The sequence below is a fragment of the Bdellovibrio sp. genome (assembly GCF_036384735.1).
In the GTDB taxonomy this organism is placed as follows: Bacteria; Bdellovibrionota; Bdellovibrionia; order Bdellovibrionales; family Bdellovibrionaceae; genus Bdellovibrio.
On sequence record NZ_DASVLT010000015.1, the window covers coordinates 1 to 12,316 of the forward strand.

General features: G+C 45.3%; 14 protein-coding genes and 1 tRNA gene. 7 read left to right on the forward strand and 8 right to left on the reverse strand.

What is annotated here, in order from left to right; genetic code table 11:
* Positions 1 to 93 (forward strand): transposase (locus tag VF412_RS20045; RefSeq protein ID WP_349258996.1); only part of this gene is annotated, 93 nt, incomplete at its 5' end.
* A gap of 182 nt (positions 94 to 275) precedes the next feature.
* Here the strand turns inward: VF412_RS20045 and VF412_RS04825 are convergent.
* Positions 276 to 352: transfer RNA gene (locus VF412_RS04825), tRNA-Asp, on the reverse strand.
* 522 nt (positions 353 to 874) lie between these two features.
* Here VF412_RS04825 and VF412_RS04830 point away from each other — a divergent pair.
* The 3 genes from VF412_RS04830 (at position 875) to VF412_RS04840 (ending at position 2,487) form a co-directional block, all read left to right on the forward strand.
* Positions 875 to 1,291: a response regulator gene (locus tag VF412_RS04830; protein ID WP_331338078.1), complete on the forward strand. Its 417-nt coding sequence runs from the start codon at positions 875 to 877 to the stop codon at positions 1,289 to 1,291.
* 81 nt (positions 1,292 to 1,372) lie between these two features.
* Positions 1,373 to 1,900 (forward strand): oligoribonuclease, encoded by a 528-nt coding sequence (gene orn, locus VF412_RS04835; protein WP_331338079.1) that lies wholly within the window; start codon positions 1,373 to 1,375, stop codon positions 1,898 to 1,900.
* A 134-nt stretch (positions 1,901 to 2,034) separates the two neighbouring features.
* Complete coding sequence (locus tag VF412_RS04840; RefSeq protein ID WP_331338080.1) at positions 2,035 to 2,487, forward strand: nuclear transport factor 2 family protein; 453 nt, start codon at positions 2,035 to 2,037, stop codon at positions 2,485 to 2,487.
* 237 nt (positions 2,488 to 2,724) lie between these two features.
* Here VF412_RS04840 and ahcY read toward each other — a convergent pair whose 3' ends face one another.
* The 3 genes from ahcY to VF412_RS04855 all read right to left on the reverse strand — a co-directional run bounded on the left by ahcY (position 2,725) and on the right by VF412_RS04855 (position 5,596).
* A complete protein-coding gene (ahcY, locus tag VF412_RS04845; protein WP_331338081.1) occupies positions 2,725 to 4,143 on the reverse strand; it encodes an adenosylhomocysteinase in 1,419 nt (472 codons plus the stop codon).
* A 166-nt stretch (positions 4,144 to 4,309) separates the two neighbouring features.
* On the reverse strand, positions 4,310 to 5,071 hold the full coding sequence (gene map / locus VF412_RS04850; protein WP_331338082.1) for a type I methionyl aminopeptidase: 762 nt from the start codon (positions 5,069 to 5,071) through the stop codon (positions 4,310 to 4,312).
* A gap of 129 nt (positions 5,072 to 5,200) precedes the next feature.
* Positions 5,201 to 5,596: an SWIB/MDM2 domain-containing protein gene (locus tag VF412_RS04855; RefSeq protein WP_331338083.1), complete on the reverse strand. Its 396-nt coding sequence runs from the start codon at positions 5,594 to 5,596 to the stop codon at positions 5,201 to 5,203.
* 247 nt (positions 5,597 to 5,843) lie between these two features.
* Between VF412_RS04855 and VF412_RS04860 the strand changes: the two genes are divergently transcribed.
* On the forward strand, positions 5,844 to 6,251 hold the full coding sequence (locus tag VF412_RS04860; RefSeq protein ID WP_331338084.1) for a J domain-containing protein: 408 nt from the start codon (positions 5,844 to 5,846) through the stop codon (positions 6,249 to 6,251).
* A gap of 191 nt (positions 6,252 to 6,442) precedes the next feature.
* Positions 6,443 to 7,714: a HAMP domain-containing sensor histidine kinase gene (locus VF412_RS04865; protein WP_331338085.1), complete on the forward strand. Its 1,272-nt coding sequence runs from the start codon at positions 6,443 to 6,445 to the stop codon at positions 7,712 to 7,714.
* Positions 7,715 to 7,792: 78 nt separating this feature from the next.
* Here the strand turns inward: VF412_RS04865 and ettA are convergent, their stop codons facing one another.
* The gene (gene ettA / locus VF412_RS04870) at positions 7,793 to 9,463 is read right to left on the reverse strand and encodes an energy-dependent translational throttle protein EttA (protein ID WP_331338086.1); all 1,671 of its coding nucleotides are present in this window, start codon (positions 9,461 to 9,463) and stop codon (positions 7,793 to 7,795) included.
* A 169-nt stretch (positions 9,464 to 9,632) separates the two neighbouring features.
* Here ettA and VF412_RS04875 point away from each other — a divergent pair, with 169 nt between their 5' ends.
* Positions 9,633 to 9,878, forward strand: a complete 246-nt coding sequence (locus VF412_RS04875; RefSeq protein WP_331338087.1) for a hypothetical protein — start codon at positions 9,633 to 9,635, stop codon at positions 9,876 to 9,878.
* A gap of 512 nt (positions 9,879 to 10,390) precedes the next feature.
* Here VF412_RS04875 and VF412_RS04880 read toward each other — a convergent pair.
* Genes VF412_RS04880 through VF412_RS04890 form a run of 3 tightly spaced genes read right to left on the reverse strand, consistent with a single transcriptional unit; the run spans position 10,391 to position 12,285 of the window.
* Entirely contained in the window at positions 10,391 to 10,711 is a 321-nt protein-coding gene (locus VF412_RS04880; protein WP_331338088.1) for a BolA family protein, read from the reverse strand.
* Positions 10,711 to 11,325: a hypothetical protein gene (locus VF412_RS04885; RefSeq protein ID WP_331338089.1), complete on the reverse strand. Its 615-nt coding sequence runs from the start codon at positions 11,323 to 11,325 to the stop codon at positions 10,711 to 10,713. The genes VF412_RS04880 and VF412_RS04885 overlap by 1 nt, the downstream gene beginning before the upstream one ends.
* Positions 11,326 to 11,355: 30 nt before the next feature.
* A complete protein-coding gene (locus tag VF412_RS04890; protein WP_331338090.1) occupies positions 11,356 to 12,285 on the reverse strand; it encodes a ParA family protein in 930 nt (309 codons plus the stop codon).
* Between the last annotated feature and the right edge of the window lie 31 nt (positions 12,286 to 12,316).

Genomic DNA, 12,316 nt, shown 5'->3' on the forward strand with positions numbered 1-12,316 from the left:
GAAGGGTTTAACAACGTCGCAAAGACAATACAGAAGCGGGGTTACGGATTCAAGAACCCTGAAAACTACCGGCTTCGTGTCCTGAATGCTTGATTGGATAAGGGTTTGGCTGAAGTACCCACCATGAAGAGAGTAGAACCGTTAATGACATTAAATATTATTTTGATTTCTTGGATTTCTTCTAAATTAAAAGCTGACTGCGACCATGCGAGTTCGAGTTAGGCATAAAAAAACCGAAGACTAAGCTTCGGTGATTTTGACCATTTTCGAAAAAATGGCGGGGTGGACGGGACTCGAACCCGCGGCCTTCCGCGTGACAGGCGGACGTTATAACCAACTTAACTACCACCCCAGTGGTGTTTTGGAAGACTTGTTATAGCGACTGTAATGGTCCAAGACAACAATAATTTCAAAAATTTCTTTTACAAGGTGTTTAATGCCGCTTTTTTAAGCACAAACTGCCCGCATTTAGGGGCCTCTCGGTGGACAGAGGAGGTTTTGATTAATTGCTCGGCAAATGTCTCTAACAGAGACTCCCCTTCGTGGGCTGATATTTCGAAAACTCGTTAGTGTATTAAATATTTCAATCGCGTATTTTTCAAAATTCTTAAACTCATCCGTTAAAAAAAGTTGTGGGAAAAAGAAAGCTCTTAAAACGAAATAAATTAAGATGGCGACATGTTCTAGAAAATGCCTCTTTTCTATTACGCAGAATACACGTATCCGTGAGAGAGCAAATCACAACTTTTGCGAAACAATAATTCCCTTTACCGATCTTTCTCGAGACAGAAAAAATCCTTCACAGTAAATTGACCGTCAACCTCATGTCCTGCGAGTGACGAAGCCCCAAATATTTGCGATACTAGAAGCAGATATGACACATGTTTCTTCTGAAATTTCGACAGAAAAAAAAGGCCGCTTGCTGATCATCGATGATGAGTCGGAACTGCGTGAGGTTCTAATTGCTCTTCTTGAAGACACCACTGGCGATATCTGCCAGGCCGCGAACGGTGCCGAAGGCATTCAAATGCTACAAAATGAAAAGTTCGACGCGGTCTTGTCTGACGAAAAGATGCCTAAGAAATCCGGCCTCGATGTTCTGAAATGGATGCGAGAAAACAATATCAACACTCCCTTCATTATTCATACTGGCTACGGTCAAAAAGAAATGGTGCAAGAAGCACAGCGCTTAGGTGTGTTTGCCTTCATTGATAAGCCCTGGAATGAGCACCATTTGATCCAGACAGTGCAAAAAGCCCTTCAGTCAGGCCAAGAGTCACGTAAACCTTAAAGCTTTCCTTGCCCCTCTTATGAAGTTGATCCATCATGGTTAAATCATCCGGGCACTCGCCCTAGAATAGGATTTAATTCCATGAATAAGCTTTTTTGGATCGACATGGAGATGACAGGTCTTGATGTCGAAAAAGAAGTGATCATCGAAGTTGCAGCCATTGTAACCGATTTGAATTTCGCAGAACTTGAAACATTTGAAACTGTCGTCAAACAACCTCAAAAATACTTGGATAGTATGGACGCTTGGAACAAAGAGCATCACGGCAAATCAGGCCTGACTGCCAAAGTTCCAAATGGCATGGCTCAAGACCAAGTGGAAGCCAAGCTTGTCGACATGGTGAAAAAACACTTCCCAGATCCAAAAGATCGCCCGGTGCTTGCAGGCAACTCGATCATGCAAGATCGCTTGTTCATTAATAAATACATGCCTGACTTTGCAGGACGACTTCACTATCGCATGGTGGACGTGTCTTCATGGAAGGTGATCATCAATAACAAGTTCAACTATGTATACCAGAAGTCAAATAAGCACCGCGCCTTGGATGACATCCGCGAAAGTATTCAAGAGTTGCGACATTATTGCGACAACATCAATTTCAAAAAATAACGGGCGCTGCCCGCAGAGCTGAAGCGGCGAAGGCCGCGCAAGCTGAAGCAACTTTTGTTTCTTCTCAGGGCCCAAGCCTTTTCATTGAGAGTCCGCGCCAAATCCAAGCAGACTGCTAGAAAAAGGAGTCTGCTATGACTTTAATTTCTGCAAACGATCGCTTCGAGATTTTAGATTTATGCTCGCGCTACAACCGCTGCATCGATAACGGCGAAGAAGACGCTTTAATGGACTGCTGGGTTAAAAGCGGACTGTCTTTCGAAAGCCCAAAAGGCAAATTCACAAACTGGGATCAACTAAGAAAATATTTTTCCAAAGAGCTTCACGGCGGCTCCCTGTCAGGAAAAAGACAGGTCCTATTTAACGTCGTCGTTCGCGAAGGCGCCGACGTAGATCATGCCTTCGTAGATTCAGAGTACATAGTCATCGACACCCAAACACTCATGGTCATCGAAACAGGCGCCTTCAAAAACGACAAAGTCATAAGAACCTCAATGGGCTGGAGCTTCCAATCAAGAACCCAAAAAGTAGACAAGTCCCTACAACCAAAGACTCAACCACAACCAGCCGAAGTCCACCCCAACTAAACAAAAAAGCGAGCAACAATTCAAAGTTGCTCGCCCTTAAAAACATCTCTACCCTAACACCAACTCCACAAACAAAACCCTAAAATCCTAACCCCATTGCTCCAGCGAAAGCTGGGCATATAGGTGTTCAAAATCAAGTTCCGCAAGCGAGCCAGCAAAAAAGCAAAAAAAAATCGGACAGCCTCGAGCGAGGACTGTCCGAAGATTTTGAACACCTATATGCCCAGCTTCCGCGGGTTAGTAACGGTAGTGTTCTGGTTTGAACGGACCGTTTTGGTTCATGTGCAAGTATTTCGCTTGTTTTTGAGTAAGCTTGGTCAACTTAACACCCAATTTACCAAGGTGAAGAGCAGCAACTTTTTCATCCAAGTGTTTTGGAAGACGGTAAACTGCGATCTCTTGATACTTATCACGGTTGTTGAAAAGTTCCATTTGAGCCAACACTTGGTTCGTGAACGAGTTCGACATAACGAAGCTTGGGTGACCCGTCGCACAGCCCAAGTTTACCAAACGACCTTTTGCAAGGATGATGATTTGGTTGCCGTTTTTCAAAGTGTGAATATCAACTTGTGGCTTCACTTCACGGATTTTTGAATTTTTGTTCAACCAAGCCATATCGATTTCGATATCGAAGTGACCGATGTTGCACACGATGGCATTGTTTTTCATAGATTGGAAGTGCTTATCAGTGATGATATCGCAGCAGCCAGTTGCAGTTACGAAGATGTCGCCCAATTTCGCAGCTTCATCCATAGTTGTCACTTCGAATCCTTCCATCGCCGCTTGAAGAGCACAGATAGGATCGATTTCAGTGATAAGAACGCGAGCACCAAGACCACGCAAAGAGTGCGCAGAACCTTTACCTACGTCGCCGTAACCTGCAACAACGCAGATTTTACCAGCTACCATCACGTCAGTGGCACGTTTGATACCGTCAGCCAATGACTCGCGGCAACCGTACAAGTTGTCGAATTTAGATTTAGTGACAGAGTCATTGATGTTGATTGCTGGAACTTTCAATTTTCCAGCTTTCAACATCACTTCAAGATTGTGCACACCAGTTGTTGTCTCTTCAGAGATACCGATGATTTTTTTCAACTCTTTAGCGAAACGTGGTTCGTGCATCATGTTCGTCAAGTCACCACCGTCGTCCAAGATCATGTTGAAGCCGTCTTTGCCCCAACCAGTGATAGTCTGTTCGATACACCAGTTGAACTCTTGCTCAGTCAGGCCTTTCCAAGCAAAAACTGGGATACCAGCAGCAGCAATTGCTACAGCAGCGTGATCTTGTGTCGAGAAGATGTTGCATGAAGACCAACGGATTTCCGCGCCAAGCTCTACAAGTGTTTCGATCAACACTGCAGTTTGGATTGTCATGTGAAGGCAACCAGCGATTTTCGCACCTTTAAGAGGTTTTTGTTTGCCGTACTCTTTACGAAGAGCCATCAAACCAGGCATTTCTGTTTCAGCAATCTTGATTTCCTCACGACCCCATTTAGCAAGTTTATCGAAAACTTCTGGGTTCTCCATCGCCTCTTTCACAACCATGAAATCACGGTTTGAAGTTTTAGTTGCAGTTGCTGTAGCTTTTGCAGCCACTTTTACTGGCTTCGCATTTTTCTTCATAGCTTTTCCGTTCGTAGTCGTTAGTGACATTGAATCTTCCTTGTTAATTTGTAAAACGCTCTTAATTCTAAATCTATTTCCTCGACCTCATCAACAACTCTCCCCTTCACAGACCAACGCTGGTCAAAAAGGTTCGGGCGCAAGGCGAGGACAAAACCCGACGACGCCGTCGACCGGGCCTCTTCACCTACCGTTGTTATGGCAACGTTAGGATTTCGTAGCCTGTGTCCGTCACGAGTACTGTGTGCTCGAACTGTGCTGACCAAAGACCATCTGCGGTGTGGTAATACTTAACGCTCGAGCCATGGATATTGTACTCGACCACTTCTTCTGTGCCTTGGTTGACCATTGGCTCTACTGTGATGCAGTGAAATGGGACAAGACGATCGCCTTTGCCCTTTTTACCGAATGAAGGAACGAAAGGCTCTTCATGGAAAATACGGCCCACACCGTGACCACCGATCTCTTTCACGGTGGTATAGCCCTTACGAGTCACGTACTTGTTTGTTTCAAATCCAATATCGCCTGTGTAGCCATTGGGAGTGATCGCTTCGATACCTTTATCGCGGGCCATCATAGCGGTTTCTACAAGATCGCGATGTTCATCAGAAACATTGCCGATCATATACATCTTTGAGGTGTCACCAAAGAAGCCGTCGATAAAGGACGTCACATCGACATTGATGATGTCGCCATCTTTTAAAACAGTGCTGTCAGGAACTCCATGGCAGACCACTTCGTTCACCGATGTGCAAGTGTACTTAGGATAGCCGTGATAGCCCAAGCATGCCGATTTAGCGCCGCGAGTTTGCATGAAATCGTTCGCAAGATCGTCGATTTCTTGTGTTGTGATTCCAGCTTTTACATATTTATCAAGATAGGTAAGAGTGTCGGCTGCGATACGGCAGGCTACCGTCATTTTTTTGATCTCTTCACGAGATAGAGGCTTAATTCCCATAGGGCCTAGATATAACACATCCAGGGCGCTATTCAAAGCTACGTCTTCGTCTGATACCGAGACCTTAAATGAAAAAAGCCCGGGTCACCCCAGGCTTTTCGTCGATTCAGATAAATCTGAGTCTAAGACCTATTTAAGGTGCTTAGAAACCAATTTAGTCATGTCGAACATAGAAACAGTAGTTTTACCGCCGAAAACTTCTTTAAGTTTTGCGTCAGCATTGATGTTTCTTTTGTTTTTAGAATCTTGAAGATTGTTCTTCTTGATGTAAGCCCAAAGTTTTTTAACAACTTCAGTGCGTGGAAGTGGAGAAGCACCAACAACTGCTGCCAAAGCTGCAGATGGAGTCAAAGCTTTCATGAATGCTGCATTTGGTTTGCGAGCAGATTTAGCTTTTTTTGGAGCAGCTGCTTTTTTAGCAGTAGCTTTTTTTGGAGCAGCAGCTTTCTTAGCAGCAGCTTTTTTTGGAGCAGCTTTTTTAGCTGCAGCTTTCTTAGTAGTAGCTTTTTTTGCGGCTTTTGCCATTTTCAATTCCTCCGTTAGGATTATTGTCTTGTTTCTATCGAATGAGCTTAGTGTGTATCTAAGTCCAGGTGTTTGTCCAAAAAAAAATGCAGGGTAAATACATTTTTTTTCATTTTCCCCTCGGGAAAGCCGCTTTCCTCGAGGGAAAAGGCTGTTTTTCCCTCTGAAAATTGCTCTTTTGTAGTGATTTCCCCTCTTGAAACAACTCTAGACTCGTGCAATTTCCCTCGGAGCCGAAGAGAAAAGCATGAGTTTTCAAGCGAGTTTCAGCCAAATTCTTAAAGAGAAAATGAATGATGGAGCCTCTACGCAGGCGAATTTCTCCTCTGAAAACCACAGTGAACCTGCCAATCTAGCCTATCTTATGGGTCAAATGGGTCGCTTCGAGTTCCAAAAACCACGTGGACAATATGCCGCACCAAAGGTACGTCCTCAGCGCAAACCCCACTCTTTTTCTAGCTCTCAACGTCAGTCCTTCGAGTTTCTTAAGACTTGGATCCATGATCTTTCAGAGGGCTATAACGAGAGCGAGCTGAAAAAAGCCTTTCGCCAAGCTGCGATGATTCTTCATCCAGACCAAGGTGGCAACACCCAACAGTTCATGGAACTTAAGGGGCACTTCGAAGTCTTAAAGACTGTTCTAGCCCCTCGCTAGAACCTTCCTCGTCGAGAAAATCGACTTTTCACTCGAGCGAACGTCTGTTCGAACATCCCGTAAAGACTCGGATAAATTTTTCTTCCTTGTTTCAGGATGAATCATATTCCGCATTACATATATGTAAAGGCCTTCCGCGAGGTCCTGCAAACGCCGATATCTCCTAAGAAGAGGAATACAATCACCACAAGATGCTCAAACGTCCATTTACAGCTGAAGAGGCACAACAAAAGAGACTTCACTACCTGAAGGCAATCTACCTGATAGTCCTTGCGGTTTCGTCTATCTATATATTGAAGTTCAACTTCGAGTACCACCTTCACCAGTACAATCCGACTTTGCTGACGTCCTGGCTTCTAACGGCCATCATTCCGCCGGTTCTACTTTATTACTTCCGCTCTTTCTTTTACTCGGCGGTGTCAGTTTGTCTTTTTGCCACTACCTTGTTGATGTACCTGCTTTATCTGTCGGGGGGCGTCGACGCTCCGGGAATTTTCTGGCTGTCAGCCGTTCCTCTTGTATGGGCGATCCTCTTGCAGGTCGTGGGTGCCGTTAGCGGCTATGCCGTCGTCTTGGGTTGTATGGCCTGGTTCTGGTATTTAAAAGGTATCAATGCCGGTCCGAACGTTATTGCTGAGTATGGCAACTATGCTTACGAAAAGAGTTTTAACGTTATCACGTTCCTGACTTTCTCCGCCTTTACGACTCATCACTTTATCCGTGGGGAAGAAAAGCTTAACCGTAAGCTGCAAGAGCAAAACAATGACGTCGAAAATCTTTTGCGGGTTCTCTTGCATGACATCGCAAACACTTTATCGACGATGACTTATAACTTGATCAAAGCCCGCGAGGAGCAGGAAAACCTCCCAGCCCACAACGAGCTCGACAAAATTGAACGCGCCGTAGAAGACATTAACAATCTTCTGACTCAGGTGCGCCACTTGAAAGCCGTGAAAGATGGTAAAACCGAAATGCCGCTGAAGCCGGTTTCCCTTGCCATTGTTCTGAATGAGGTCTTTGAGAAGAGCGAACCTATGGCGACCCAAAAGGGTATTAAGATCGCTTTGGATCTTACCCGCGACAAAATGGTCGTTCATGGAGAGAAGACTATATTAAGTAACGTCGTTCTATTAAACCTCATGAACAACGCCGTGAAATTTTCTCATCCAGGCAACCGCATTGATCTACGTGCTTATTCGACCGAGTCCTCTGCCATTATCGAAATTCAAGATTATGGTATCGGCATTCCGGATGATTTGATGGAAAATCTATTTAGTTTGAATTCGGCCACAACCCGGGTCGGCACTCAGGGCGAAAAGGGCACAGGCTACGGAATGCCTTTGGTCCGAGAATATCTGCAGATGATGGGCGGAAGTATTCAGGTCAGTTCTCGAGAGGTCGACCATAAAGATCATCCACGGGGAACGAAAGTGATTTTGAAAATGCCACTTGTGACTCAATAAAAAAGGAGCCTCTCGGGCTCCTTTTTAGTTGTTTCAGTTTCCATCCCTATCGGGACTTCGGTTCTGTCGGCGCCGCCGTTAAACCATCTTAAATCTGATGCGCTTAGGACCCGCGTTCTCGCCCAAACGTTTTTTGCGGTCCTCTTCGTATTCAGAGAAGTTTCCAGGGAAGAATTCGATTTTTGATTCACCCTCGAAAGCCATGATGTGTGTGCAGACGCGGTCCAAGAACCAGCGATCATGCGAGATCACCACAGCAGATCCACCGAACTCTAACAATGCTTCCTCGAGAGCACGCATTGTATTGACGTCCAAGTCATTCGTTGGCTCATCCAGAAGCAATAAGTTTGCACCTTGTTTCAAGATTTTTGCCATGTTCACACGGTTTCTTTCGCCACCCGACAACTGACCGACTTTTTTCTGTTGGTCAGAACCCGAGAAGTTAAACCATGAAACGTACTGACGAGAGTTGATCTCGCGAGTGCCTAATTGAATCACATCCGCACCACCAGAAAGCTCTTCAAAGATGGATTTGTTTGGATCCAAAGTCTCACGTGTTTGATCCACATAAGCAATCTTCACTGTCTCGCCCACTTTGAAAGAACCTTTATCGGGAGACTCTTTACCCGTGATCATACGGAACAATGTTGATTTACCCACACCGTTCGGACCGATAACGCCCACAATAGCACCTTTGGGAATTGTGAAGCTCACGTCATCCAACAAGACTTTATGATCGTAGGCTTTTGTGATGCCTTTCGCTTCCACAACGATATCGCCCAAACGAGGTCCCGGTGGGATATAGATAGACATCTCTTGGATTTTCTCTGGAGATGCTTCTTTCAATAGGTTTTCGTAGTTAGAAATACGCGCTTTTGATTTCGCCTGACGAGCTTTCGCACCTTGACGAATCCAATCCAACTCTCTTTCAAGAGTTTTGGCTTTACGAGCTTGGTCTTTTTGCTCTTGAGCCGTGCGTTTGTCTTTTTGTTCTAGCCAAGACGTATAGTTTCCTTTCCAAGGAATGCCTTCACCGCGATCCAATTCAAGAATCCAACCGGCAACATTATCTAGGAAGTAACGGTCATGGGTTACAGCGATCACTGTTCCAGGGAATTTAGAAAGGTATTGCTCTAGCCAAGCAACGGATTCTGCATCCAAGTGATTCGTCGGCTCATCCAAAAGCAAAATGTCTGGTTCAGACATAATCAAACGTGCAAGAGCCACACGGCGCTTTTCACCACCCGACAAATTTGTCACAGGCATATCGCCATCTGGACAACGAAGAGCATCCATCACGATTTCGATCTTTTGATCGACATCCCATGCGCCCAAGGCATCAAGTTTTTCTTGAAGAGCGCCCTGCTTCTCGATGAGTTTATTCATCTCATCTGGATCCAAATCTGGATCTGCGAATTTATCATTGATCGCATTGTACTCGGCCATCACTTTTGGAAGTTCACCCATGCCCGCGAAAATGTTTTCTTTTACAGTGAGTTTGTCATCCAATTGTGGTTCTTGCTCGAAGTAGCCGACTTTCATTGTCTTAGATGGGAAAGCTTCACCGATAAAATCTTTATCTACGCCTGCCATGATTCTAAGCAAAGTGGATTTACCAGAACCGTTCAAACCAAGAACACCGATTTTCGCGCCATAGAAGTATGAAAGGTAGATGTCCTTCAAAACGTAACGATTTGGAGGATATACTTTACTTACACCCTTCATTGTGTAGATAATCTCTTGAGACATGATGTCGCTCTCCTAACAAGTGCATGCTTTACTGATGAAAAGAGCAATTTATCAGGCTAAAAGTACTTGTCAAATGGAGTTCCATTGATGAGACTGTCGCACTCTCGAAAGAGAAGCCGAGACGCACGAAGCGTCTTACGACAGCAAAACTGGATAGTTTTTAAGCATAATGAGTGATGACATCTTAGAAAAACAACCCGAAACCGTGGCCCCCAGCGCCAAAGAGAACTCGAAAGAGAGTTCTCGCAAGTCTATTTTCGGGAACCTCAATTCTGACTTAAAACAAGCTCTTGATACTTGGGAAGTTCTGACTGAACAGATGACCAATAAGATGTCTCCTGAAGAAGAGCAACTTTGTGAAGTTAAGAAACTTCTCGGAGAATTGAAATCTAAACTTGCGGAATTTGGCGAGTGATCTTTCCACCACAATCTTTCGTTCGGGGCGATGATTTGCCTTTCCTAAGAGGGGATTTCCCTTAAACCTGCGCTTTGTGGGGCACGCCTTCCGGGCTCGCCGTCGCCGCAGCAAGCTGCGGTTCGCGCATCCTGCGCCGACGGAGGCCCCTCTACGCGCAGGTTTAAGGGAAATCCCCTCTTAGGAAAGGCAAATTTAGCTTCGAAGGAAGTTGGATGGATAAGATTCGGTGTGGTTTTGAGATTTGGTGTTTCACTTCACAGTGCTTTTTTTAATTTGTAAAAGTCTAATCCTTTACGCGCGGGCCGCCTCAACGGCAGAAACCTTCCTACACAATTCTTCTTTCGGAGTTTGAAGTGGAAGCTTCCCTAGCTTCGCCGAAGTGGGGCCTCCGTCGGCGCATGGATGCGCGAACCGCAGCTTGCTGCGGCGACGGCGAGCCTGGAAGGCGCGCCCCACGAAGCGCGAAGCTAGGGAAGCTTCCACTTCAAACTCCGAGCAAGGACTACGATCTAGGACCGTTTACTGCCGCCGCGACATTCTGGAGAGATGAAGTTTAAAGCGTCTTTTTGAACTTCGAACTCTTGCGGCGTTAACGCTTTTTGCGTCAGAGCATGTAGACCTGTTTGTAATTCTTCTTTTAAGAGATCGTTGACTATACGCTGACGGTCAATTCGAGATTTTCCTTCGAAAGAGGGCGACACGATCAAGACTTTGAAATGCGTGTCGCTCTTTGGACCCGAGTGCATGTGGCTCTCGTTTTCGATTTCCAACAATGTTGGGACGAGAGCCTTTTCCAAACTTTCTCTGATACGGGATTCACGAGAAGACATTAGTGTTTTTTTCTTTTTTCGATTTCTGACTTAGCGTATTCAAGGCCCATTTTGGCCATTGCGAAAACGCCTTTTTCTTCCAGTTTCTTTTCAACGTCCTTAGCTTTGCGCAAAACTTTTGCTGCCGCTAATTGCGCTATTGGATTTCCGACTGGAAGACCTTCAAACTGGCCGTCTTTCATCCACTCATCGGCAACGGTGTCGGCCAGCTCCATCACCTTTGGAGCTTTTTGACGAATCACTTCGCTGCCATAGAATTCTAAGTGAATTTTTTCAGGTGCAGGTTCGCTGTGCCCACCTTCCGAATTCATCTCTGTTTCTGAAGATTCTCCGAAGTGTGCGTTTTGCGAATAGGCCTTAACGCCTTCGTTTTGCGCCTCTGTGTTGATAGCTTGAGTCTCCTCTGCGATGTCAGCAGCTTGTTCATTCAATTCGTTGGCATCGTGAATTGTTTCGGACTCCTCCATCAAGTGCTGTTCTTCTATTTCTTCAGCAGAGGCCTCATGATGCGGGCGACGTTTTTTCGCATGGTGCGTATCGTGAGAGTGTGAGTGGGACTTGTGACTGTGTCCGTGGCTTTTCTTTTTACCGTCGTAGTTATCGATTTTTGGCATAACAACCTCTCTGTAATTAAACTTTCAAACTTATACGAAACCGAGCAATTCGCGGGTCACAAAGTCATAATCTGCTTTCACCGGGGATTTTCCGGCAAAAAGGCTTTTGCCCGACCGCACAGAGTTTTTAACCTCTGACGAAGTACGAATATACCCCTGCATCAAACTTCCCTCAAAGGAATCGATGCACTTTTGCAAAAGCTCATGACTGGTGTTTTCCCGCCCATCAAACTTTGTGAACAAAATCTTTTTTGTAAAGCTCAGTTCGAAATCTTCTTTAATATCTTCGAGCTCGCTTAAGTTCTTTTGCAATCCCAAGAAGGCAAACTTGTCGGGATTCACTGGCAAAATCACCTCGTCAGAAGCAATAGTTACAGCCGTGTTTGTGGCACTTAAAGCGGGCGCCGTATCAATCAAAATCAGATCATAGCGATGCTTGATCTTCTCTAAAGGAACCTTTACGGCCTGAGCCCAGTTGCGGTTCGAGTTCATCAAAACGCGATCCAACACAGAGTTATTCAAGCTTGATGGAATTAGGTCCACATGGGGCTCAATGAAACGAACGCATTCTTCGATCTGACGTTTCTTTTCAACAACGTCCACCCAGACTGGAAGACTTTCATCCTCCACCCCTAACGCAAAACTCAAATTGGCTTGCTGATCCAAATCGATGAAGAGCACACGAGCACCATACATTGCGGCACGAAGCCCCATGTTCAAAACAGATGTTGTTTTTGCAACTCCACCTTTGAGCATTTGGATTGAAACGATTTTCTGCGGGTATTTGTACCCTTCAGCCAAAACCACCTGACGAACTTCCTCAGGAAGAAGCCACGGCGATTTAATTTTCTTTTCAAGAACGGCTTCGGCTTTCTTTTTTATTTCCGCAGGAGTGATTTCCAGAAAGGCAGCGAGATCGCTTAAAGTGATGCAAAACTCTTGTTGCGCGAGTGACGACACAAAGACCTCCCTTTACACTCCAAAGCGTAAC